This window comes from Nocardia sp. NPDC059228 (assembly GCF_042754245.1).
Lineage (GTDB): Bacteria > Actinomycetota > Actinomycetes > Mycobacteriales > Mycobacteriaceae > Nocardia.
The window spans coordinates 120,322-143,239 of record NZ_JBHZAL010000002.1; the positions used below are offsets into that span (position 1 = coordinate 120,322).

At 61.9% G+C, this 22,918-nt stretch carries 17 protein-coding genes and 1 pseudogene; 9 read left to right on the forward strand and 9 right to left on the reverse strand.

Going from position 1 to position 22,918, the window contains the following annotated elements; genetic code table 11:
* Window positions 1-146 precede the first annotated feature (146 nt).
* Window positions 147-818, reverse strand: a complete 672-nt coding sequence (gene lipB, locus ACFXKA_RS04425; RefSeq protein WP_379426017.1) for a lipoyl(octanoyl) transferase LipB — start codon at window positions 816-818, stop codon at window positions 147-149.
* Between the two features lie 185 nt (window positions 819-1,003).
* Between lipB and pheS the strand changes: the two genes are divergently transcribed.
* Complete coding sequence (pheS, locus tag ACFXKA_RS04430; protein WP_379426019.1) at window positions 1,004-2,062, forward strand: phenylalanine--tRNA ligase subunit alpha; 1,059 nt, start codon at window positions 1,004-1,006, stop codon at window positions 2,060-2,062.
* A gap of 32 nt (window positions 2,063-2,094) precedes the next feature.
* Window positions 2,095-4,596: a phenylalanine--tRNA ligase subunit beta gene (pheT, locus tag ACFXKA_RS04435; protein ID WP_379426021.1), complete on the forward strand. Its 2,502-nt coding sequence runs from the start codon at window positions 2,095-2,097 to the stop codon at window positions 4,594-4,596.
* A gap of 846 nt (window positions 4,597-5,442) precedes the next feature.
* Here pheT and ACFXKA_RS04440 read toward each other — a convergent pair.
* Complete coding sequence (locus ACFXKA_RS04440) at window positions 5,443-6,678, reverse strand: IS256 family transposase (protein ID WP_379426023.1); 1,236 nt, start codon at window positions 6,676-6,678, stop codon at window positions 5,443-5,445.
* A gap of 578 nt (window positions 6,679-7,256) precedes the next feature.
* Here ACFXKA_RS04440 and ACFXKA_RS04445 point away from each other — a divergent pair.
* The 3 genes and pseudogenes from ACFXKA_RS04445 to ACFXKA_RS04455 all read left to right on the forward strand — a co-directional run.
* Window positions 7,257-7,418: pseudogene (locus ACFXKA_RS04445) on the forward strand (site-specific integrase); the annotation flags it as partial.
* Between the two features lie 813 nt (window positions 7,419-8,231).
* Window positions 8,232-11,273 carry an NACHT domain-containing protein gene (locus tag ACFXKA_RS04450; RefSeq protein WP_379426025.1) on the forward strand — a complete coding sequence of 1,014 codons (3,042 nt, stop codon included), beginning with the start codon at window positions 8,232-8,234 and terminating at the stop codon, window positions 11,271-11,273.
* A 500-nt stretch (window positions 11,274-11,773) separates the two neighbouring features.
* A complete protein-coding gene (locus tag ACFXKA_RS04455; protein WP_379426026.1) occupies window positions 11,774-13,162 on the forward strand; it encodes a DUF2075 domain-containing protein in 1,389 nt (462 codons plus the stop codon).
* Between the two features lie 242 nt (window positions 13,163-13,404).
* Here ACFXKA_RS04455 and ACFXKA_RS04460 read toward each other — a convergent pair whose 3' ends face one another.
* The 5 genes from ACFXKA_RS04460 to ACFXKA_RS04480 all read right to left on the reverse strand — a co-directional run bounded on the left by ACFXKA_RS04460 (window position 13,405) and on the right by ACFXKA_RS04480 (window position 18,057).
* Window positions 13,405-14,106: a hypothetical protein gene (locus ACFXKA_RS04460; protein WP_379426028.1), complete on the reverse strand. Its 702-nt coding sequence runs from the start codon at window positions 14,104-14,106 to the stop codon at window positions 13,405-13,407.
* Window positions 14,107-15,174: 1,068 nt separating this feature from the next.
* Complete coding sequence (locus tag ACFXKA_RS04465) at window positions 15,175-15,888, reverse strand: RNA polymerase sigma factor (RefSeq protein WP_379426029.1); 714 nt, start codon at window positions 15,886-15,888, stop codon at window positions 15,175-15,177.
* A gap of 1 nt (window position 15,889) precedes the next feature.
* Complete coding sequence (locus tag ACFXKA_RS04470) at window positions 15,890-16,177, reverse strand: hypothetical protein (protein WP_379426031.1); 288 nt, start codon at window positions 16,175-16,177, stop codon at window positions 15,890-15,892.
* Window positions 16,178-16,807: 630 nt separating this feature from the next.
* Complete coding sequence (locus ACFXKA_RS04475; RefSeq protein WP_379426033.1) at window positions 16,808-17,725, reverse strand: IS3 family transposase; 918 nt, start codon at window positions 17,723-17,725, stop codon at window positions 16,808-16,810.
* Window positions 17,725-18,057: a transposase gene (locus ACFXKA_RS04480; RefSeq protein ID WP_379426035.1), complete on the reverse strand. Its 333-nt coding sequence runs from the start codon at window positions 18,055-18,057 to the stop codon at window positions 17,725-17,727. The genes ACFXKA_RS04475 and ACFXKA_RS04480 overlap by 1 nt, the downstream gene beginning before the upstream one ends.
* 219 nt (window positions 18,058-18,276) lie before the next feature.
* On the opposite strand from ACFXKA_RS04480, the gene ACFXKA_RS04485 reads away from it, so the two are divergent.
* Window positions 18,277-18,852, forward strand: a complete 576-nt coding sequence (locus ACFXKA_RS04485; RefSeq protein ID WP_379426036.1) for a Pycsar system effector family protein — start codon at window positions 18,277-18,279, stop codon at window positions 18,850-18,852.
* 11 nt (window positions 18,853-18,863) lie between these two features.
* Complete coding sequence (locus ACFXKA_RS04490; RefSeq protein ID WP_379426038.1) at window positions 18,864-19,592, forward strand: adenylate/guanylate cyclase domain-containing protein; 729 nt, start codon at window positions 18,864-18,866, stop codon at window positions 19,590-19,592.
* On the opposite strand, the gene ACFXKA_RS04495 is transcribed toward ACFXKA_RS04490, so the two are convergent.
* Together ACFXKA_RS04495 and ACFXKA_RS04500 are read right to left on the reverse strand one after the other, a co-directional pair.
* Window positions 19,581-19,784: a hypothetical protein gene (locus ACFXKA_RS04495; protein ID WP_379426039.1), complete on the reverse strand. Its 204-nt coding sequence runs from the start codon at window positions 19,782-19,784 to the stop codon at window positions 19,581-19,583. The two genes, ACFXKA_RS04490 and ACFXKA_RS04495, sit on opposite strands and share 12 nt — an antisense overlap.
* Window positions 19,785-19,916: 132 nt before the next feature.
* Window positions 19,917-20,855, reverse strand: coding sequence for a tyrosine-type recombinase/integrase (locus ACFXKA_RS04500; RefSeq protein WP_379426041.1), 939 nt, complete (start codon window positions 20,853-20,855; stop codon window positions 19,917-19,919).
* Between the two features lie 354 nt (window positions 20,856-21,209).
* Here ACFXKA_RS04500 and ACFXKA_RS04505 point away from each other — a divergent pair, with 354 nt between their 5' ends.
* Together ACFXKA_RS04505 and ACFXKA_RS04510 are read left to right on the forward strand one after the other, a co-directional pair.
* Window positions 21,210-21,854: a hypothetical protein gene (locus tag ACFXKA_RS04505; RefSeq protein ID WP_379426042.1), complete on the forward strand. Its 645-nt coding sequence runs from the start codon at window positions 21,210-21,212 to the stop codon at window positions 21,852-21,854.
* A gap of 343 nt (window positions 21,855-22,197) precedes the next feature.
* Entirely contained in the window at window positions 22,198-22,902 is a 705-nt protein-coding gene (locus tag ACFXKA_RS04510) for a hypothetical protein (protein ID WP_379426043.1), read from the forward strand.
* The last annotated feature ends 16 nt before the right edge of the window (window positions 22,903-22,918 follow it).

Below are 22,918 nucleotides of genomic sequence, written 5' to 3' on the forward strand. Positions count from 1 at the left end.
GGCGCTCCACTACCGAACCCGCCAACCGACCGGCTGCAGCGGCACCCCGTGCGCCTGGTTACCGCCGCCACGACCCGCGTTGTGTCCCTTCCGGACCGGTCCGGAAGGGACACAACGCGTTCAGGTGCACTCGGGAGGTGGCGCCGCTATGGGGCCGGGCTTGTAGCAGCGGCGGCCTCGAAGGCGGTGGCGATGGTGGCGACCACCCGATCCATCGTCGGCGACTCTTGCCTGGGGAGTTCCCGCTCGACGGAGGTCATGTCGACATCGGGCATGCCGCAGGCGACCGCGAGCTTCCAGGGGGTGAGGTCGCCGGTGACATTGACGGCGAAGCCGTGCGTGGAGACATTGCGGCCGACGCGCATACCGATGGACGTGATCTTGCGGCCGGTGTCGCGGGTCCAGACGCCGGTGAGGAGCTCGGACCCGGCCGGGGTGTCGCGGCGCTCGGCCGGGATGCCCAGTTCGGCCAGGGCCGTCACGATACGGAGTTCGACATCGCGGATCAGATCAACGACGCCTTCGCCGGGCTGCAGCTTGACGATGAGATAGCCGACCAGCTGACCGGGCGCGTGATACGTGAGCTGGCCGCCGCGGTTGGTGGTGAAGACGGGGATGTCGGTCTCGGGAGCTGGCAGATGCGCCTCCGGGGTGCGGCGTCCGATCGTGAAAGTCTGCTCGTGGCTGAGCAGCCAGAGCGTGTCGGGCCGCTGGTCGGCGACGCGCTCCTCCCACATCCGCTGCATGCGGTCCATCGCCACCGAGTACTCGATGAGGCGGTCGGTGTCGTCGATGAGAGTCAGGGGCCGGGACTTCACGAGTTCATTCGTACACCGCCGGTCCGGCCACCGCGCCGAGAGGGTGGTCCCGAGCTGGGGAAATCCAGGTGAGGTGGCCTGATTACAAGGATTACGATGCGACCAGCAAGAATGGGTACGCAGTAACCATTGCTGACAAGACTTTCCGCCCGACCCGTAACCAGCCTGGGGAGTGACGAACCATCGTGGCCGATGACAACAGTGCCGAGCAGACCGCTGCGTTGAGCGAGGAGTCGCTCTCCGCCGCCGCGGAAGCTGCTGAGAAGGCGTTCGCCTCGGCCTCGACCCTGGACGAGCTGGCTGCCGCCAAGACCGAGTACATGGGTGGCAAGTCGCCGATCTCGCTGGCGCAGCGCTCGCTGGGCACGCTGCCCAAGGAGGAGAAGGCCGACGCCGGCAAGCGCGTCAATGTCGCGCGCGGCCGGGTGTCGCAGGCGTACGAGACCCGCCAGGCCGAGCTGCTCGCCGAGCGCGACGCGGCGGTTCTGGTCGCCGAGACCATCGACGTCACCCTGCCCGCCCGTCGGCACGCCCAGGGCGCGCGGCATCCGATCTCGGTGCTGTCCGAGCGGGTCGCGGATGTGTTCGTGGCCATGGGCTGGGAGGTCGCCGAGGGTCCCGAGGTCGAGACCGAGCACTTCAACTTCGACGCCCTCAACTTCCTGCCGGACCACCCGGCCCGCACCATGCAGGACACCTTCCACATCGCGCCGGAGGGTTCGCGGCAGGTGCTGCGCACGCACACCTCGCCGGTTCAGGTGCGCTCCATGCTGTCTCGTGAGCTGCCGATCTACGTGGTCTGCCCGGGGCGGACCTTCCGCACCGACGAGCTGGACGCCACCCACACCCCGGTGTTCTCGCAGATCGAGGGTCTGGCCATCGACAAGGGCCTGACCATGGCGCACCTCAAGGGCACCCTGGACTCCTTCGCGCGGGCGCTGTTCGGTCCGAACACCACCACGCGCATGCGGCCCAGCTTCTTCCCCTTCACCGAGCCGTCCGCCGAGGTGGACGTGTGGTTCGAGGACAAGAAGGGCGGCCCCGGCTGGGTCGAGTGGGGCGGCTGCGGCATGGTGAACCCGAAGGTGCTCATCGCCAGCGGCATCGATCCCGAGGTGTACAGCGGTTTCGCGTTCGGCATGGGTCTGGAACGGACCCTGCAGTTCCGCAATGGCCTGCCGGACATGCGTGACATCGTCGAGGGCGATGTGCGCTTCACGCTGCCGTTCGGCATCCAGTCCTGACCTGACCCCGATACGAGGAAGCGAAACGTCAAGTGCGAGTAGCGCAGTCCTGGCTGACGGAAATCCTGCAGCGGACCACCCCCGGGTGGTCGGTGACGCCGGAGGAGCTCGACGCGGGGTTCGTCCGGGTCGGGCTGGAGGTCGAAGAGGTCGACCGGTTGCACCAGGTGCAGGGTGACATCGAGCACCCGCTGGTGGTCGGACGGGTCGCCGAGATCACCGAGCTGACCGAGTTCAAGAAGCCGATCCGCTTCTGCAAGGTGGACGTCGGCAATCCCGAGCTGCAGGAGATCGTCTGCGGCGCACGGAATTTCGCCGTCGGCGACCTGGTGGTCGTGGTGCTGCCCGGTGGCGTGCTGCCCGGTGGCTTCCAGATCGCGTCGCGGAAGACCTACGGCCACACCAGCAACGGCATGATCTGCTCGGTCGCCGAACTGGGGATCGGGAAGGATCACAGCGGCATCCTGGTGCTGGAGCCCGGCACCGCCGAGCCCGGCGCGGACGCCAATGAGCTGCTGGGTCTGGACGATACGGTCATCGAGCTGGCCATCACCCCCGATCGCGGCTATGCCTTCTCGGCGCGCGGCCTGGCGCGTGAACTGGCCTGTGGCTTCGACCTGGAATACGGGGATCCGGCCGTGCGGCTGCTGCCGGACGACGAGGCCGATGCCTGGTCGGTGAAGCTCGAGCCCGATTCGCTGTGCACGCGCTTCGCGGTGCGCCGGGTGACCGGCATCGACCCGAAGGCCGTGAGCCCGTGGTGGCTGCAGCGTCGCCTGCTGCTCTCGGGCGTGCGACCCATCTCCCCGGCCGTCGACGTCACCAACTACGTGATGCTCGAGCTCGGCCAGCCGCTGCATGCCTTCGACGCCACGAAGGTGCAGGGCGGTTTCGTGGTGCGCCGCGCGCACAAGGGCGAAACCTTGCGCACCCTCGACGAGGCCGAGCGCACCCTCGACTCCGAGGACGTGGTGATCGCCGATGACAGCGGCGTCATCTCGCTCGCGGGCATCATGGGCGGCGCGAGCACCGAGGTGTCCGGCACCTCCACCGACATCCTGCTCGAGGCCGCCACCTGGAACCCGGTGGCCGTGGCTCGCACCGCGCGCCGCCACAAGCTCGGTTCCGAGGCCAGCCGCCGGTTCGAGCGGATCGTGGACCCCGAGGTCAATGTGGCCGCGCTGGATCGCGCCGCCACGCTGCTGGCCGAGATCGCCGGTGGCACAGTCGAATCCGTGCTGACCGACGTGCGCGTGCCCACCCCGGCGCGGGAGCCGATCGTCATGGACATCGACCTGGCCGACCGCACCGCGGGCGTGCACTACGCGCCCGGCGCGGCCACCCGCCGTCTGCAGCAGGTGGGCTGCGCCATCGAGGTCGGCGTCAGCGAGTCCGGGCACGGGCAGCTGGTCGTCACCCCGCCGAGCTGGCGGCCCGACCTCACCCAGCCGGCCGACCTGGTGGAGGAGGTGCTGCGCCTGGAGGGTCTGGACAAGATCCCGTCGGTGCTGCCCACCGCCCCCGCCGGCCGCGGCCTCACCGCCCAGCAGCGTCGTCGCCGCGCGGTGAGCAAGGCGCTGGCATTCGAGGGCTGCGTCGAGGTGCCCGCGCCGGTCTTCATGCCCGGCGGTGTCTTCGACACCTGGGGTCTGGACGCCGATGACTCGCGCCGCAAGACGCTGCGCGTGCTCAACCCGCTCGATGTCGAGCGCGCCGAGCTGTCGTCCACGCTGCTGCCCGGTCTGTTAGAGATCGCCGCCCGCAATATCTCCCGCGGGGAGCGCGACCTCGCCATCTACGGCATCGGCCAGGTCACGCTGCCGAACGAGCAGACCGTGCCGGTGGGCCCGCTGCCCGTCGACCGCCGTCCCACCGAGGACGAGATCGGCGTGCTGCTGCGGTCGCTGCCGGAGCAGCCGATCCACATCGGTGCCGTGCTCACCGGTCGCCGCGAGCCGCGGGGCCCGTGGGGTGCGGGTCGTGCGGTCGAGGCGGGCGATGCCTTCGCCCTGGTGGACGCGATCGCCGACGCTTCGGACCTGGTGATCGAACGTCGTGCCGCGCAATACCTTCCGTGGCACCCGGGCCGGTGCGCCGAGCTCGTCGTCGACGGGGTGGTCATCGGCCACGCCGGTGAACTGCACCCCGCGGTCCTGGAGCGCTCGGGCCTGCCCCCGCGCACCTGCGCCGTGGAACTCGACCTCGACGCACTGCCGCTGCGCGAAATCCGGCCCACCCCCGTGGTTTCCGCGTTCCCCGCAGTGCTGCAGGACGTGTCGATCAGCGTCGACAAGGCTGTCTCCGCCGCCGCCGTGGAGGACGCCCTCCGCGCCGGCGCGGGCGAACTGCTCGAGAACATCTCGCTCTTCGATGTCTACGAGGGCGCCCAGGCCGGTGAGGGTCGCAAGTCCCTGACCTACGCCCTGCGCTTCCGCGCCATCGACCGCACCCTGACCGAGGACGAGGCCAGCGCCGCCCGCGACGCAGCCGTCGCCGCCGCGTCCTCCGCGGTAGGAGCGGTCATCCGCGCCTGACCCGAACCGGCAAACACAACGGAGGCTCCGAACCCGGAGCCTCCGTTGTCATTTCCCCGGTTCGCTCAGCTCGGTGGTGTCGCTCGCGCGGATGTCGACAACTTCGATCAGCAGAGGCAGGCGGAGCGGGATCTCCGCGCCGACAGCGGTCAGGAGGCGAGTGGTACGGCCGATCAGGCGAATCTCCCAACCCGATATCGTCTGCGCCCCACCGTCATTCGAGCTTCGACCCTGTCGATAGCGGTGATTCGCCGCGGGATTTCCCGGCGTTGGTCAGCACTCATCGCTACTCATCGCTCGCAGCACAGCATCGACCAGGCCGAAGGCATATGCCTCGGCCCCGAACGAAAACTGAAAACCCAAAAGATCAAAAGATGCCTGGAGAAGGGAGGGGGCGGGGTTGGGGGCGCGCCTTCGTCTCCCAGCCCGCTCACCTTTGAACCTGCATGTGGGTGTCGCTGCAGGAGGTATTCGCTTGGATCTCGGGGTTGCGGTATCCGCAGGATGGGATGTAGCGAGGAGAAGACCGCTGTGGCTGTTCGGCGTTCGAGGAACTCAGGATGGACTTGCGATGGGTTGTGTCTGTAGAAGGTGATGCGTGCAGTCCCCGGGCCGGGATCGGTGGGAAACGCTCCCGACCCGGCGTCAGCCCAAGTCCGGTAGGGCAGGCGAGGTGACCACACTTCCCCGCGCCCTGCGCACACCAGCCCGACACGAGCAGCCGGGAATCACGCCACCCGAGCACCCCACCTCCAGCAACTGGATTCGATCGCAGCCGCGACCTGCTGCGGTCAAGTCCCAGGGCGTGGTGTAACTCGGGTGGTCACCGCATGATCCGGTATTCGGTCAGGCGGTGAGCTCTGCGGGTGCGGTGTCCTCCTGTTCGTCGGCGGAGGTGAGCCCGCGGGAGCGGGCCAGAACGTCCAGGCCGAGGTAGCGTCGGCCTTCGATCCATTCGTCGTGTTGCTCGGCCAGGACGGCGCCGACCAGGCGGATGATCGAGCCGCGGTCGGGGAAGATCCCGACGACGTCGGTGCGGCGGCGGATCTCCTTGTTCAGTCGTTCCTGCGGATTGTTGCTCCAGATCTGTCGCCAGATCTGTTTGGGGAACGCGGTGAAGGCGAGCAGGTCAGCGCGGGCGGCGTCGAGGTGGTCGGCGACCTTCGGCAGTTTCTCGGCGAGGGCGTCGAGCATCCGATCATATTGGGCGGCAACTGATTCAGTGTCTGCTTGATCGAATACCGAATGCAGCAGGGTCCGCACCCACGGCCAGGACGATTTCGGGCAGACCGACATCAGGTTCACCGTGTAGTGGGTGCGGCAGCGCTGCCAGCTCGCGCCCGGCAGCGTCGCCCCGATCGCCGCGACGAGCCCGGCATGGGCGTCGGAGGTGACCAGGGCGACGCCGGTCAGGCCGCGAGCGACCAGGTCACGGAAGAACGCCAGCCAACCGGCGCCGTCTTCACCGGAAACCACTTGCAGACCGAGGATTTCGCGGTAGCCGTCGGCGTTGACACCGGTGGCGATCAAGCAGTGGACGTTCACAACACGCCCGTTCTCGCGGACCTTCAGCACCAGGGCGTCAGCGGCGACGAACGTGTAGGGCCCTTGGTCGAGCGGGCGGGTGCGGAACGCCTCGACCTGGGCGTCGAGATCGCGGGCCATCATCGACACCTGGGACTTGGAAAGGCTTGTGATGCCGAGGGATTCGACGAGTTTCTCCATCCGCCGCGTCGACACCCCGAGCAGATAGCAGGTGGCGACCACCGAGGTCAGGGCTCGTTCGGCGCGTTTGCGGCGTTCGAGCAGCCACTCCGGGAAATAGCTGCCGGACCGCAGTTTCGGGATCGCCACGTCGATGGTGCCGACGCGGGTGTCGAAGTCTCGGTGGCGGTAGCCGTTGCGGTGGTTGACGCGGTCGTCGCTGCGTTCGCCGTAGCCGGCGCCGCAGGCGGCGTCGGCCTCGGCGCTCATCAAGGTTTGTACGAAGCTCGACACCATGGCGCGCAGCAGGTCCGGGCTGGCCATCGCCACTTGTTCGGCGAAGGGCTTGGCAGGGTCGATAGGCTGGAGATTGGTCATCGCGTGGTCTTCTTCCTTCGGAGCGACTTGGTAGGTCTTCTGAAGGATCACGCGGTGGCCACCCTGCTGTCCGGGGATTACGACAGACTCAACAGCCGATCGCTGCTGCTACACCACGCTATTGGACGCAACCTGTTGTGCGATGGGCTGCCCGGCTCGGCGGCATACGTGATGCCAGCGCGCAGGACAGTGTTGTGCGGGTCGAGCGCTTGCCAGCGTCCGCGTCGACCGGGCGCGTGATGCGGCCGAGATAATCACAGCCATCGGCGACGCGGTAGCCACCGGAGTCCGGGTCTCGGGTGAGGGTGACCAGCTCCCGTACCGGCACCACCGGGCGGAGCCAGCGTTCGCGTGGTGACTCTGGTTGCGCGTCACGCGAACCCGACCACCGCGCACGCGCCGGCGCAGGTGCGGCGGCGGACGCCACGGCCAAATTGCCGCGCACAACAGTGGTCAGCGGGTGATCACCGCCGGGGACTCGCTCGCAGTCGGTGAGGGCCCGTTCGTGCAGTGGAACGGCAAACCCTGGTTTGTCAGGAATGTGGCGGTGCTGTGGGGATGGTTGCGGCGGTAGCGGTGCCGTCGCGACGATCTTGGACGAAGCCGGCTTGTCCGCGCGTGTCGCAGCCGACGTCCTCGGGCACGCCGACCCCTCGACGGCCCAGCGTCGGTACACGGCCCGGGGGCGGGTGCATCCGGCGGCGGCCGCCGCGCTTCACAATGCGGTCGGCGCGAAGTGAATTAGTTGGGAGTTGGTTGGGGTTACAGTGCGGTTTGCGGGTTCCCCGGTGCGGGTACTGGTGTAACTGCCAGCGTTGTCGCTGGTCAGTCACCCCATGTGCGCCCCCGGCAGGAATCGAACCTGCGACCTAGGGATTAGTAGTTCCTGCCCCCGAAACACTGTCCTGACCTGCGCAAATACTGGTCCCGGGGGAGTGAAACCGCAGAATCCCTAGGTGGACCGATCCGTCCCGACTGATCTTGATGGTCGCGCGTAAAGCCCGGTGCCGCAGCCTACGTCGGCCCGCCGCATCGCTGTAGCGGCGTCGATGACTGGCCCATCGGCGCTTGTCTCCCACAGCTGAGTAGTCCTGTGGTACCCGCGTCGCGATCAGGTTGGAACCACGCATAACGACCGACCTGAGCGCGCCCGGCCGCTCACACATCCCGCCCGCTGGAAGGTCCTGCGAGGGATAGACAGCCTTCTATGTCCGCGCTGTACGCCATTGTGGTGCACGTCGGTTGATCGCGGCTTCCGTCGTGATGGTCGCGCTCGTGAACAATCCTTGCCCGAACAAGCCCAAACACAACCAGAACTACATCAGCTGGAGCCTCGGAGTGTGCTGGGGTGGAACGCTTCTCGCGCTGGTGGCGAGCTTAGTGGTGCTTCTACGCGCAGCGATCACGCGCACTTGGACCTGGACGTGACCGACAGTGGCCATGGTAGTGAAAGTGACCGGTTCCATCGGCAGCCTCGCTACCGCCGGTCCGCTGTCGGATCACCAGCTCGCCCGCCGGATGATGATAAGCAAAGACGCGATGGATCCGGTTCCGTGCGTCGTCTCCTGTATGTGATCCTGCGCAATCAATCGCTTACAGCCGATTATTCGCCGAACATTGCTCGTGCAGATACTCTATGTGGCGCGCGTGACTGCACGTTGAACCGCCAAGGGGGCACTGTGGTGAAGGAAGAGAGCACCGATGTGGCCATCTCTTCGAACCGAGTCAGACGGTGGGTGGTGGGCACGGCAACTACCCTGGGACTACCCGCACTTGTCACTGCATTGCTTAAAGGGTTTGCAAAGGATCACCCAGCGCTGCTGGTAGCGGGATTTGCGGTATATGCGACAGTTCTAGTCGTCGCGGCGTTCCTTTGGCGCACCGTCAAAGGAGAAGTGAATCACTGGATTCAACGTCAAGCTGATGGAATTAGTATCATGGCGGGCCGTGTACTCTCCCGATATGACCGCCTGTATCGACACCAGCTTCGAAATCGACTGAAGCAAATTGGCAGTACGGGTGCGGCCGAGATCGACTCGTCGCGCCTATTGTTCGAGGATGTATATGTTCAAATCCATATCGCCGAACGCCGTCCGATAAATATCCCCTCCGACGCGCTCTCGGCTGAAAGCCTCCTGAACACGCGACGGCTACGGATACTCGATATCCTCAACGAAAATAAGGTGCGTGTGCTGGTAGTCCTCGGTGCTGCCGGAATGGGCAAGACGTCACTATCGCACTACCTCGCGCATGAACTCACCTCTAGTAGTAAGAAATCTGGACACAGCCTGGGGCGCAAGGAGGGCCAGCTCAAAAATCTTCGAGGAGTAATTCCAATACTGATCACTTTGCCGGACTGTGCGCCCCAGATTTTGGGAGGTGATTCACTATCTCTCGCGAGGCTAGGATCTCTCGGTGGGCGAGAAATCGAAGGCTGTCAAAAATGGCTGGAGGCCCAGCTCGCAAAAGGGAATTGTCTTGTGATCATGGACGGGCTGGACGAGGTTGCGGATGTACGGTCGCGCAGGGAAATTATATCGTGGATTGAGAAATCGCCAGCCTGGAAAAATTATGAGAATCGATTCGTGTTTACCTGTCGGCCAGATACCTACCTTAGTAGCCCTGTATCGCAAGTGGACCTAGTGGCGCAGGTCATGCCTCTGACTGGGGACCAAGTGGCGGCCTTTACTCGTAAGCGGTTCTTGGCGATGCTTCGATCTGAATCGCAACGGCATGCCGATCGTTTTCTCAAACAAATTCAGGATCATGATCTGCACGACCTCGCAGTAAATCCGTTACTGCTCACGATGATGATTTCGCTCTATCGAACTCTCCTGGATGTCTCGCTAGATCCGAGACTCCCTGAAAGTCGCGTAGATCTATATCGAGAGATTTGCGACGTGCTGTTGTGTCGACGAGTTTCGCCAGGGCTCGATCCGGCCCAAAAACGTACGGCCTTGACCTCGTTGGCATTTGCCATGATGGCTAACAGAGAATTATCATCAACGATCCCAACGCTTTCTCCACAAATTGGTGCGGGCGACCTCGAAGGCCCAGCTCGTGCGCTGAAATCCGACGGGCTTGTTACATTGACAGCTGGTGGCGCTGTCTCATTCACCCACAAGACATTTCAAGAGTATCTTGCAGCGGTGCATATCCATGAGAACCATCTTGTGCATACTCTGATGGCGCATGTACGAGAGGACCCAGACTGGTGGCGCGGCTGTGTTCTATTCTTGGCTTGGATGAAGCATGATACGGGGCAAGAAGAGTCGGCCGTTCTTGTAGACGAATTCTTACGCGCACCGTCTCGCCAATCAGCTGAGCTCTTCGCAGAGATCTCCTTGTTCAGCCTCATTCGCCGGAGAACTCCTCAGCTTGTATCGGCGAAGGTATTCCTTATATTTGCGGAATGCACTAAAAACGATACCAACTTCCCATTGCCCGATGCTCCATATCCTAGCAATCTTGACGAGCCAGTCCGCGGCGTCCGCGGTGGTGACGCGGTTCGCTTCGTTGCATGGGCAAATTCCGTTCTGGGGCCATCCTCGAAGTACCGCCTGCCTACTGTAGCCGAACTGGACCAGCTCGCAAATGGAGATTTGGCTCCAGCGAACATGAGAAGGGCTTGGCTCAACTCGGAGTTCGGTCTGCCTACTCGATGGGTCCGAAGCGGAACTATGAGCACGGTGGATCGGCCGGACAGGCTGGTATTAGATGAAGTGACAAACATGGTAATAAGATCACTTTCGGCGAATACCGATCAGATCGCGAGTGAGCTGCACGATGATAGCGTTCGCGCTTATTTTCCAATTTTAGCTATTGTTCACTTTATCGACGCTGAACTTGCCCGAAGGATTGCAATAAGGGTTGGCCAACTCGATAATCGGCTGCAAGCGTCGATAAATTTCCGATTAGATAGTTATTGCATAAATGCTCTCGTAATCGCTGCCGCGCTTGATCCTGAATTTGTGAAAGCTGGCACAGATGTACTTTCCGGCAATGAGATGGACGACTTGGTTCAAGGGATTGCGTGCGAACTGTCCAAAGCCAGAGCAGGGTCCATCTCCGACGTGAAAGACGAGAATAACGTACTCTTAGTCTCCGAAGAGCTGAGGAAGAAAGGCAATCCGCTTGAGCCTTGTTTCATTCTCGAAGTGGCACTTACCTACGGTCGGGATGACCCATTCAATGCTGTGCAGATTGTGATTCTCGCACGTCTGCTCGCTCGAGCATCAGGTGCGGAAACCGTCGTTGGAATACATGATTCTCCCGACGGCCCTTCTGATAACCTTGTCAAGGCTGAGCTTATGGCAGACCGAGTTCACGGGTTGTCACGCTGGGAGACTGACCTACTTAGAGAACTGATCTCAATTGCGACACCGGTTTTCCGACGTGATCGGCAAATAACACCGAAGCTTGCAGCTAAGATCCGGCATTTGGCAGTATATTTGGCTCAAAAATCAAGCCATGAGGCGATATCGTCGCGGCTCCGAAAGATCGCGATTGATGCCACACTTCTGGAGCGTCGATTCTGTGTTGAGGCGCAACCCGACGAACTTATTGTCCTGACCGCCGACGACTGGGGGAACTAGTGGCTCTCGTACGTCAAAGCGCAAACTATCTTTATACCGAGGCTTTCGCGGGGAGGTTGCCACAGCAACTGGCATCGCAGGTTGAGCTTGAATTGAATCATCGAGCCGGCTCTAGTGAGATGCAGGCATGGTCCAATAGTCTTCCAACGTTTCTTGTGGATGTCGTCGACGGCGGTCTTGGTGATGTAGAAGTCCTACTTGAACAGAGACTTCCGCACAGCCCTAAGAGAATTGACGCTATTTTATGCGGCGTCCATCCGAGGACGGGGGGTCCGAGTTATGTCCTGGTTGAATTAAAGGCGTGGTCGAACGCTGAATTGGCAGGAGTTGGGTTGGTATCACTGGCGAGTTACTCGGATCCTGTATTGCACCCCGTAGAACAAGTACGCTCCTACTGCAGGTATCTGATAGATGTAACTCCGGAACTAGATGCGATACCGGATAGTTTGCATGGAATCGCATACCTTCACAACGCTAAGGCCGCGGATGTCCAATCGCTCATGCTCTACACTCCGAGCAATTACGGTCGGATGTTCACCGGCGACGACCGGGCCGAAATGCTGGATTATCTTAGGTCTGTGCTTGATGTTGACGCGGGCAGAGATCGCGCACGGAAGACGGCCGACTCTTTTTTGGCGTTTAATCACTCACCATCAAAACCGCTGCTGCAGCTTGCAGCGGAAGGAATTCAAAGAGGCGATGAATCCATACTGGTGGATGAGCAGCGCGTTGCATACAGCATAGTAATGCAAGCTGTTAATCGTGCGCGGGCTGCAAAGAGGCAGACCGTAATTATTGTCGAGGGCGGTCCAGGATCTGGGAAAAGCACACTCGCATTGAGTATGCTCGGAGACCTCGTTAGGCAAGGAATAATTGTGCATCATGCAACGGGGTCCAGCACACTGACAAATACCTTGCGCAAAGTGGCGGGTACGAGGAATCCTCGCATTAAGGCATTGTTCAAATATTTCAATAGTTATGTTAGCGCGAGTCCGCTAGAACTCGATGTCCTAATATGTGATGAAGCTCATCGAATCCGTGAAACCAGTGTAAACCGGTTTACTCGCAGGGAAGCTCGTATCAAAGCCCGAAAGCAGGTTGAGGAACTCATTAGCGCTGCCTGGGTGTCAGTATTCTTCATCGATGAATCTCAGATTGTGCGACCCGGAGAATCGGGCTCTGTCGGAAGCATAATGACTGCCGCTGAGGCGGCGGGATGCGCAATCGAAACAATTCATCTTACCGGTCAGTTTCGATTCGGCGGTTCGGATACGTTTGAAACCTGGGTTCAAAGATTGCTTTCCGCGGGTCAACCGCCTGCAATCACCTGGAGCCAATTGACTCAGGGGCAAGATGATGAATTTCGAGTAGTCAGCGCGTCATCCCCAGAGGATCTTGAAGCCTGGCTTCGGTACCAGCAGGAACAGCGTGGGGGAACAGCCAGGCTAACTGCGGGCCTCTGTTGGCCATGGAGTGATCCAATAGATGATGAATACGGAAGAAGACTGGTCGCTGATGTTGAGATAGGAAACTGGCGACGGCCATGGAATGCGAAGTCAGGCAGGCATATTATCGGAGTGCCAGATTCTTACTCATGGGCCTCCGACGACCGTGGGTTCGAGCAGATTGGATGCATCTATACCGCCCAAGGGTTCGAATACGATTGGGCGGGGGTTATTTTTGGGCCGGATCTTGTTCGTAGGGGAGACCGTTGGCTAGCTCGTCCGGAATGCTCCCGCGATCCTGCTGTTGAAAAAGTAGGTGAGACTCAATTTGAAGCCTTGATCCTTAACACCTATAAAGTTTTGCTAACTCGCGGAATGCGGGGAGTGGGTGTTTATTCGACCGATCCTGAGACCCAAGCGTTCCTGGAGGCAATGGCCCGATAGAGCTTTCCGGCTGAAAAACGTGTTTTGATGGTGGTCTATGCAGCCGGGCGAGGTCAGAGTGCGCGCGCGTTGATGTAGATGATGGTAACGAAATGCGCCTCGGGCTCGTGATTGTCTTTATGAGGCCGTCACCCAGGGGCATCGCTGATTCAATCCCAGTATCGCGCACCAAGGTTCGACCAGTTCAGGCCCGGTTTCCACCGGGCCTTTCTGCCGTTCTCTACTTGTGACCTGACCGCTACCTACTCCTCCGCCTCGAAAGTGCCTCCGCAGAGCCAGCAGGAGATCGATCCGGCCTCGTAGACGCTGCGGGAAACTCGGATCTTCCGGCCACAATCGCACTCTGCGGACAGGCCGTTGTTGTTGGACTTGCGTCCGCCGCGCCGGCCCGGTTCGTGACGCCGGTAGGCAACCAACGCGAAAGCGAGCTCCTCCAGTTCATCTCGGTAGAGTTCGCGGGTCTTGTCCGGCACGGTGGTGAGCGACCATCCGATCTTCTCGTGATGCTCCAGGGTGAGCCCAAGCCCTTCGCCGAGGACGCGGAATCGCTCGTTGTGCCAGCGGCCTTGGCGGCTGGTGTCCTTGATCCCGCGCGTGACCGCGACGCCGTGTGCGGCCTCGTGGAGCAGGGTGCCGAGCACACCGGCAGCGCCTCGCTGGAGTCCTTCGCCGCCGATGAACAGTTCGTGGAGTTCGTATTCACCACGCACCCACCGATTCGGTGCGAAGTGCCCCAGGGTGAGGTCGCTGCCGATCGATCCCGAACCTACGGTCAGCACCACCTCTGGTACGTCCGGGTGGCGGGAACGGATTGCCGCCCAGACGCCTTCCAATGCGGAGACGAGCAGGCCGGTGATGGTGTCGGAGTCGGTCATGATCTCCGGTTCCTTCCGAGTGCTTGACACGTACGTGTCAACCAGCGGCCCAATGGTTTTGACACGCACGTGTCAATGGGAATGGGGACCTCGGACAGCGTGGAATCCCTGGGCGCGCGCCGCGCTCTCCGAGGGGCAGGCCCGCGGCCTGCCCCCCACCGCCTGCCCGCCGCGCCGTAGAGGCTCCCGATCAAGGACGAATTTCCGATCACTCCACTGCAGGGAAATTCGGACCGCCGGTTGGAAAATCGTCCTTGACTCGTGGAGGGACGGCGCGGCTACCATGCGGCGCGCACCCAGGGATACCGAAACTGATTCTGTCGCACCGGCAGTGGTCTCTCGCCGGACTCGGAACCGCCGCTATTCGCACCGAGCCGGACCGTGAACTCCGCCACGATCGCACCGGGACGCCACCACACTGCCAGACGCTACCGCCTACCGGACCGCCAGTTACTCGCCTTCGTTACCTACTGCAACTACGCACCCAACTGCACCGATTCTCACCCAACAGTACTTACTCCTCTTCCCTCTTGAATTTTCTTGTTACTCATAGTTTCTCGCCTTACCGCCCTCCTTCCCTTCTCCTGCTTCATGCTCAGAGGACAGCAATAACGCACTGATGGGTGTTATTGCTGTCCTCTGAGCATGAAGCAGATCACCGCTGGTCAGGGGCGGGAAAGCGTGCGACTTGCCTGCATATTGACGAACGCGAACGACCATCGTTTGTTGATCGCATGTCGAGGTGTCCGCCGGAATTCCAGTCTTTAAGCGCTGAGGGCACCACCTCGTGCCGGTCATCGACCATGGTTATGCCGTTCGGATCCCACGGTGTTGCCCGGCGTGTCGCGAGTGAAGGACGCCCTTGTTCCGGTGTCCGGCTGGCCCTTCGAATGCTCGCTGCGCCCGGTGTGTGGGCGGGGGCGCGGAATGCTACAGGTGCCGCCCCTCCAGCGATTCCAGGGTCCACGCGCCCACCCGACCGAATTTCCGCTCCCACTATCGCGATTGCCGTGCGGCCTGGTGTCGGAAATTCGGTCGGCGCGTCCCCTGGAATCGGGAGGTACTGCGGCACCTAAGGCGGGCACTAAGCGGGCAGGACGGGCCTGCCCGCCTCCCTCACGCGCCCCCGCCCTGTGTCTATGTAGACGAGGGCCTCGTTGGGTACTGTGGCGAGTTCGCCCGGCGGTACACCCCTTCGGTTTCTACTAAGGGACGCAAGGTATTTCGCGCCTTGTGAAGAGAGGACCGGACTCCTTCGGGGCTGATGTGGAGGAAGCTGGCGATCTCCGTGGGGGTGTACCCCTGCGCTGTCCAAGCGAGAATCTGGCGTTGGCGCTGAGGCAGCCGTTGCAGGAAGCGGTTCAGATCCAGCTTGGTCAGCATTGCTTCCAGAGATTCCTCGGCGGTGAACTCGTCCCCACTCGACAGCAACCGCTGATCCTCGTTCCCGGCCAGCAACAGATCCAGCGAAGACTCACGAGCGGCTAGACGCATGCGGTGGCGCAGTTTACGAATAATCACCACTCGAATCCAGCTCGCCGGGTACGTGATCGCCGTCCAGTCCCTGAACGCCTCGATCATCGACTCCTGCACGATCTCGTTTGCGTCGGCGGTGCTCGCACCCTGCATCACAAGGAAGCCCACCAGGCCCGGAGCGCACCTGCGGAAGAACTGCTCGAACTCTGCGTGCCGGGTCGCGAGCCGTTCCCTGTACTGGGCGAGCTCAATGGGCCCTAGCAACTCGGTTGAGTCGAACAGGGAAAGTTGGCCCAACTCCTCGAGTCGAGCGCTTAGCTCGTGGAATCTGACCATGGCCAGCGGCGAATTCGCGACGCTGGTGCGAGTGCTCACGTCATCGCCTCCGGCGGGCTGGGAGTTTGATCACGATCACGTCGGTATTGGCCAGCAGCCACCGCACATGCTGGGCTGCAGACCAGCCCAGCTCAAGAACGATGAGGCAGGCGATCGGCAGCGTCGCCGCCTGGGCCATCTGTGCGACGTGCGGCCACGGCGCCGCCCCCCAGCCGGTGATCACATCGACGGACAGCAAGCCGCCGGTCCAGCGCTGCCTTCGAATCGCTCGAACCAGACCATGCGCCGCCTCGGGCTGGTCGTGGTCGAGCGGACGGTCAACATACATGTTGCTCTCCCGCGCGTCTGTCGAAAGGAACACTCGAACCGGTCGCGCTCCGACCAAGAAGTTGGGCCGCTCCGAGTGTGAATCTGCAGTTGTCCGCCGTATCTTCCCCGCCCATATCTGCATGTCGGAAGCGAAAAAGAGGACCAGGTGACAAGCGTCACATCTAGTGAACGCGGGGTGAATACATTCCCCCCAATACCCACAGGCGCGCTTTCTGTGCGTCTGTCGAAATGGGGTCCGCCGCCCGCGCTCCGACCAAGATCAGGGCGGTGGACCCCTCCCACCCTGTACCGACGATCAGGTACTGATAGGTGGTCGCCGGAAGTTAGGCGAACGCCCTTGACGGCCCCTGTACCACCGCCCGAAGACAGCGTGGAAACCGCAGGAGCCAACCGCCAATGTCGGCACGACCGGTCCCTCGGATCCAACAAACGGGCTAACGCTGACTACAGACAACGATCCTCGCCCGGCCGCTGGTGGGGATCGTGACTGGCCGCTGACACAACCTAACCGATCGCAGGACAGGGTTCACTCTCGATCCGGATCGGCCGGTATGCCGTAGATGGTCACTGGTGTGCTCCACCGTGCCAGAGTGTGGCGTGAGGTTCACCCCGAACGGTGGACAGTTGGCTAGGCAGCTTCCGTTGTGGCTGTCAGGGATTGCTCATAGCGCAGAGGGCTGAGCATTCCGATCGTGGAGTGGCGTCGAGTGCTGTTGTACCAGTCTATCCAATTGTCAACTGAGGCAACGAGTTCGGCCTTCGTTGGGTAGACGTGCCGGTAATAGTGCTCGTGCTTGAAACTCGACCAGAACGATTCGGCAGGACTGTTGTCCCAGCAGATCCCGGTCTCACCCATCGACCGCCGAAGCCCGTGTCGGGCACAGGCTTTCGCGGTAAGCCTGGCGGTGAACTCGCCACCGCGGTCCGAATGTAGCACCGTACCCTCGGGGCGGTAACCACGTGCGGCCACCGCTGCGTCGATGGCGGCGGTGACCATGTCAGCGCCGATATGGTCGGCGGTGATGTGGGCGAGCACGCGGCGGGAATGCCCGTCGCGGATCGCGCACAAGAACATGTCACCTTCTCCGCAGCTCAGATAGGTGATATCGGTCAACCAGACGGCATCGAGACGGCCCTGATCGAAGGTCCGGACCACCAGATCCGGCGGGAACGACGCGGCCGGATCGACCATAGTGGTGCGGACTTTGAAGGTGCGCGGGCTGATGCCCTCGATCCCGATCTCGGCCATGATCTTGGCGATGGTCTTGGCGGTGACCGTCTCGCCGCGCTCGCGCAGCTCCGCGGTGATCCGTGGTGACCCGTAGGTGCCGTGCGAGTCGGCGTGCACGTCGAGGACCTTCACCGTCAGGTCCGCACGTCGCTGTTGTCGCGAGGTGAGTTCCTTTGCAGCCCTGCGGTTTCGCCACTGATGGAAGCCAGATGCCGATACGTCCAGCAGGCGTGCCATGCGGGTGATGGAGAACCTGTGCGATGCCTGCCCGGTGCCGGCGATCTGGGTGACATCGGGGCAGGCGTACTTCGCCATCAGAGCGAACCGTTGCGGTTGTTCTGCATCGCGGCAAAGTACGCCGAGGCTTTTCTCAGGAACGCAATGTCTTTGTCCTGCTCGGTAACTCGCCGCCGTAAGGCCAGTAGTTCGGCGCGTTCGGCCGGATCCAGGGGCGTGTCACCGTGTGCTGCGGCGGCCTCGCTGCGGCGGCGTTCGTCCTTGACCCAATTGCTCAGAAGGCCCTCGTTGAGACCCAGCTCGCGGGCGACCTCGGCGATCGTGCGACCGGTGTCGATCACCCGGTGCGCAGCCTCGACCTTGTACTCGGCCGTGAACGACCGACGCTTGCGAGGAGGCATGATGGACATCCTTCCAGCAGGACCTCGGTCCCGCTAAATCGGTGTCCACCATCCGGGGTGAACCTCAGAGCAGATCACGGTTGACATGTATCGCCCAGGGCGTGATGGCACTGCAACCTGTCCGGCAAGATCGGAGGCACCTACCGGCCAGTGGGCGACGCGGGAGCGCGCATATCGAAGCCTGCTCAGTGGTACTTGAATGTCGTACCTTCTCAGTACCCTCATCCCATGTTCAGACCTTGGCTCTCGCGCGGCAACCGAGCGGTCACCGATCGGGATGACGTCACCCCTGGCCCCAACCCGGAACATGCTTGGAAAACACTTGCGCTGATGAATGAGTGGATCCGGCATGCGGACGCAAAGGCTGGCGTGACGCTGGCTTTCACTGGCGTGCTCGCAACGATGGTCTTCAACCTCGTCAAGGATTTCCACCATCGCACGACGGCATTCGATCTGCTGGTCGTTCTCACGTGTGCACTCTTGTTTCTGACGGCCGCGCTATGCGGATGGACACTCACACCTCGTGTGAACGACGGCGATGCTGATCCCCAGTCCATCAATTTGCTGTATTTCGGCAGCATCTCCCAACACTTCAAGAGCAGACGGCAGCAGTACAGCGAGGTTCTCAGCACCCTTACTGGGGACGACTCCGAGCTGATCAAGCACCTCTCCGCCCAGGTCCACGCGAACGCGAAGATCGCTACGATCAAGGCGAGGTCTGCCAAGTGGGCGATTCGTTCCGCACTGGCGACCGGTGTAGTCGTTGCGGCACTGGCAATCGTCGTCGGCATTAGTTGCTCATAGGAGGGGCCTCGATGGACGGCAATTACAAGCCCTACGACTACATCAAGAGCTCGGAACGGATTAAGGAGATTCTGAACCAGCCGTCCGGGACGTTCCAGGAGGTCGACGGGCTGCCCGATCGGGACAAGCTGACCTTCACCAATGGCTTCTACGGGACATGCTCCGCACTCTTTGTCGACATTCGGGGTTCTTCCACCCTCACACAAAAGCACAAGCGACCGACACTCGCGAAGATCTACCGTTCGTTCATCTCCGAGATGGTGGCCTTGCTCAACTCGGAACCCTTCGTGAGAGAAGTGAATATCGTTGGAGACTGTGTATGGGCCGTCTACAACACACCTTTCAAGTCTCATATCGACGACGTCTTCGCCGTCGCCTTCCAGGCAAACACATTGAAGAAACTCCTCAATCAACACTTCGAAAAGAAGGGCATTGACCCCATCAGCATCGGCATCGGTGCCGACTGGGGGCGTGCGCTGATGATCAAGGCGGGTTACAGCGGCAGCGGCATCAACGAGGTCATATACATGGGTGACGTCGTGAACCGCGCCGCGCATCTGGCTCACGAGGCCGGACGCCAATGGCAGAAGCCGATCTTTGTCGGTTCCGACTTCTTTGGAAACCTGAACGACCACAACCAGGGGCTTCTGAACTCTCAGTACGTGCAAGGCCTCGGTAGCATCTATGCAGGAGACGTCGTACGGACCGACATGAACGATTGGATCGATTCATTGGACTGACCCCGATCCGAATTCGACCATCTTCTGCCAACCCGGGGCCTTGACTGAGCCGCGCTCGTAGTAGTCGTCGTCGGACTCTTCGTCCAGCTTGCGCTGGCGGTCCACGCGTTCAGCTTCCAAGCGGGCCGAGTTTGCGTTCCTGTACGTCGATATCGATTCGAAGGTTGTATCGGCTCGTAGCTCGCGCAGCACCTCCCCGATGCTAGGTCGACGTCGAGAATGTCACCCACCGCTAGACCCCTGGAATAGTTCGCGGTACAAACCTCCGGCGGACAATAACGCGCTGACCTGACCAGTTCGGACTGGACAGTTTTGCGACCTCGACTACAGCTTGTCGCCGAGGCGGGCCTTGCGGTGGGCGTCGCGGGCTCGGGCCTCGGCGGTGGCGCGGGCGTAGCGGCCGATCATCTGGCGGGAACGCCAACCGGCCAGCATCATGAGGTCCTGCTCCTGGCCACCATTTGCGAGCCAATTGTGGGCGAAGAAGTGGCGTAGTTGGTGCGGGTGGAGGTGGGGGATGCCTGCGGCTTCGGCGCGGCGTTCCAGGAGTTGGTAGATGCCCCAACTGGTCATTCGGCCGCGTTTGCCGAGCCATAGGGCGGGATTGTCGTTGGCAGCCTTGGGATGTCGGGCGCGGATGCGGAGGTAGCGGCGCAGGGCGATGCGGGTTTTGTCACCGAAGGGAAGAACACGGGGGCGTCGGCCCTTGCCGATCACCAAGGCGGTGTTCTCCTGGAAGTCCAGGGCGTCGACGTCGAGGGCGGCGATCTCGCCGACGCGTGGGCCGATATCGGTCAGCAGGCGGATGATCGCGGTGTCGCGGCGGGCCTCGAAATCGGTGCCTTCGCAGGCGGCCAACAGTTTTCGGAGGTCTTCGATGGGTGGGACCGGGACCGGCTTCTCGGGGACGCGCGGTGGGCTCATCTTGTCGAACGGGTTGGATTCGAGGATTTCCTCGGCCTCCAGGTACGTGCAGAACTGCTGGAGGCTGCGGTACTGGCGGTGGGCGTACTCGGGGGTGATGGGTTTGCCGGTGCGGCGGTTGGTTCGGCCGAGGGTGTCGATGATGTATGCGCCGATGTTGTCGCGGGTCAGGGCGTCGGCGTTCGGTTCGATGGGTGGGGACTGAGATTCGAGGAAGGCGACGAAGTAGCCGACATCGCGGCTGTAGACGTCGATGGTGCCCTTGGCCTTGTTGGTGCGCCGCAGCTCGGTGACAAAGTCCTCCAGAAGCTCTGAGATGGCGTCGAGATCCTGCCCCATCTCACGAGTCTATTCGTGAAAGTTCCTTGGTGTTTGAGCGCTGTATGGGCTGGGTATTGGTGTAACTGCCAGCGTTTTCGCTGGTCAGTCACACTTTGCGCCCCCGGCAGGAATCGAACCTGCGACCTAGGGATTAGGCTGAGGCATCGCTACTCGATGCGACCTACTGTTGTCAATCACAACTGAAATGCCCTGGCTAGCTCCGAAATTGGCCGCATTAGAACAACTCCGGGCTATCGAACGCAATTTCGAAACATGCTGGCGGCGAGTCAATTTGGTGGGACTTAGTGGGGTGTCTCGACGAGCATTCTGGAGTTGGCCGGCTCCATGACCGTCCACTCGTAGCATCCCCCCATGGACGATATCGATTGGGATGATGTGCATGTCGAGACCGAGATCAGCGCTCCCGTCAGGGATAACGGTCAAACCGGACCGGGCATCTCGTGGTGGCACGGCCGAGGCCAACTGCGCTCCTGGGACCAGACTGGGCGAGGGGCCGGAGAACCGACGGTTCGGACGCTACTGTGGATGAACGGCATCGTGGTCGATCGGTGGACGACCAGTGAGTGCGTGTACCGGGCGCTGGACGCAGTCAGTGCCGACTATGAGAAGTTGGCAGCGGCAGTCTTCAATGCCACCAGCAACAATCTTCGAGCAGAGGTCGAGGACCATATCGAGATGCCACCGGGACGGATCGTCTTCATCGACCGGGTCTCTCTCGCCTCAGAGTTCCGGGGTCGGGGTGGCATCGGCCGAGTATTGATGGGACACATCCTCCGCCAACTGATGGGCGATCTCTACTCAATAGCTGTGACGTACCCGCAGCCCTTCGAACTCGAACACGGCTCACCGGACTTCACCAGCGAGTTGAAGAAGGTCCGTCATGTGTGGGAGTCCATCGGCTTCTTCCCCATTAACGAGGACATCTGGATCATGGATTCAGCGACGACGGCCCACGCGGACGCGATCGCGGGCCTTGAGCACCGGCTTGGTGTCTGAGGCCCACCGCGGGCCTTTTGGTACTTGATGAGGCACAGCGCCCGAATCAAACTGTGGTGCAGATACTTTGAGCCGCATAGCATCCCTGGCAACTGGTCGGTTTTTGCTGTTCAAACGGGCAGTCGTGACGGCAGTCCTGTGAAGCCTTTCCGAATCGAGATCGTTCGCTACCGGTATTTGGCCAGCCCTGCCGTGCCGAGTTCCAGATGGACGCCGCCGGGTCGGGACGGGGTCAACCTCTCGCGGCGTGACAGAGTGCGGAGTCTGTCGGAGCACGGCTGTACGGTAGGCGGCGTCGTGAGCTCTTCGTTCACCCAGTGTTGGTCATTCGAAGGGGTTAGCTGTGACAAAGAACCGCAAGACCCGAAGCGGCAAGGGCAAACCACCACGCCTGGTTCGGATTCGGACGATGCTGGTTGTGGACCGCGTCGAGGTACGCAGCATTGCAGGATGCGTCACGCTTCGAGTTAGCGATGTCGACAGTGATCCGATCAGCATCGCGATCCCGGGCGAGGCTGTACTCGGCCTGCTCGGCAACATCGAACAGGCTGTCCTCGACGCGGAAGAGCAGTACTGGAGCATCGTTGTCCCGTACGTACAGCGACTGGGCGCAACTGGCCCGGATGTCGTCGCCCGCGCTATGACGTCATGGCACCGCACGCAAGGCTGGGAGCGGGCAGCCAAGCACGTACCGCCGGACGACCCAATGTTCCTGCTGACCAACGCAGGCCACGTCGGAATAGGCACCAATCCGCCCGTGGGCGTCGGGTCTGTGCTGGCCATCTTCGACCCGCTGCAGCTTCGCCGGATCAGCCAGAGAATAGGGTCGGCGGCCCAGCAGGCTCTGCGCGAGATGGGCTCCCAACCGTGGCCGGTGCGCGCGGCGGTTGCGCACGACTATCTGATGGCCTGCCCTTGGCGTCAACCCGACACCTACAAAGACCCCTCACAGGACGAAGCAGCCGCGTACATGAAGAACCAATACGTTGAGCACCTGCGCCGGGAGCCGTACGTCCGCCCCGCCGAAAACAACCTGCCGAGCGTTTGATGAGCAGTGTTCGAGG

What these genes read in the sequence shown, in the direction of transcription:
- ACFXKA_RS04440 (WP_379426023.1), bottom strand. Translation starts at nt 6,678, where the DNA reads ATGACCAATCTCCAGCCTATCGACCCTGCCAAGCCCTTCGCCGAACAA.
- ACFXKA_RS04455 (WP_379426026.1), top strand. Translation starts at nt 11,774, where the DNA reads ATGCTCTACACTCCGAGCAATTACGGTCGGATGTTCACCGGCGACGAC.
- ACFXKA_RS04470 (WP_379426031.1), bottom strand. Translation starts at nt 16,177, where the DNA reads ATGTATGTTGACCGTCCGCTCGACCACGACCAGCCCGAGGCGGCGCAT.
- ACFXKA_RS04475 (WP_379426033.1), bottom strand. Translation starts at nt 17,725, where the DNA reads ATGGCGAAGTACGCCTGCCCCGATGTCACCCAGATCGCCGGCACCGGG.
- ACFXKA_RS04480 (WP_379426035.1), bottom strand. Translation starts at nt 18,057, where the DNA reads ATGTCCATCATGCCTCCTCGCAAGCGTCGGTCGTTCACGGCCGAGTAC.
- ACFXKA_RS04485 (WP_379426036.1), top strand. Translation starts at nt 18,277, where the DNA reads ATGTTCAGACCTTGGCTCTCGCGCGGCAACCGAGCGGTCACCGATCGG.
- ACFXKA_RS04490 (WP_379426038.1), top strand. Translation starts at nt 18,864, where the DNA reads ATGGACGGCAATTACAAGCCCTACGACTACATCAAGAGCTCGGAACGG.
- ACFXKA_RS04500 (WP_379426041.1), bottom strand. Translation starts at nt 20,855, where the DNA reads ATGGGGCAGGATCTCGACGCCATCTCAGAGCTTCTGGAGGACTTTGTC.
- ACFXKA_RS04505 (WP_379426042.1), top strand. Translation starts at nt 21,210, where the DNA reads ATGGACGATATCGATTGGGATGATGTGCATGTCGAGACCGAGATCAGC.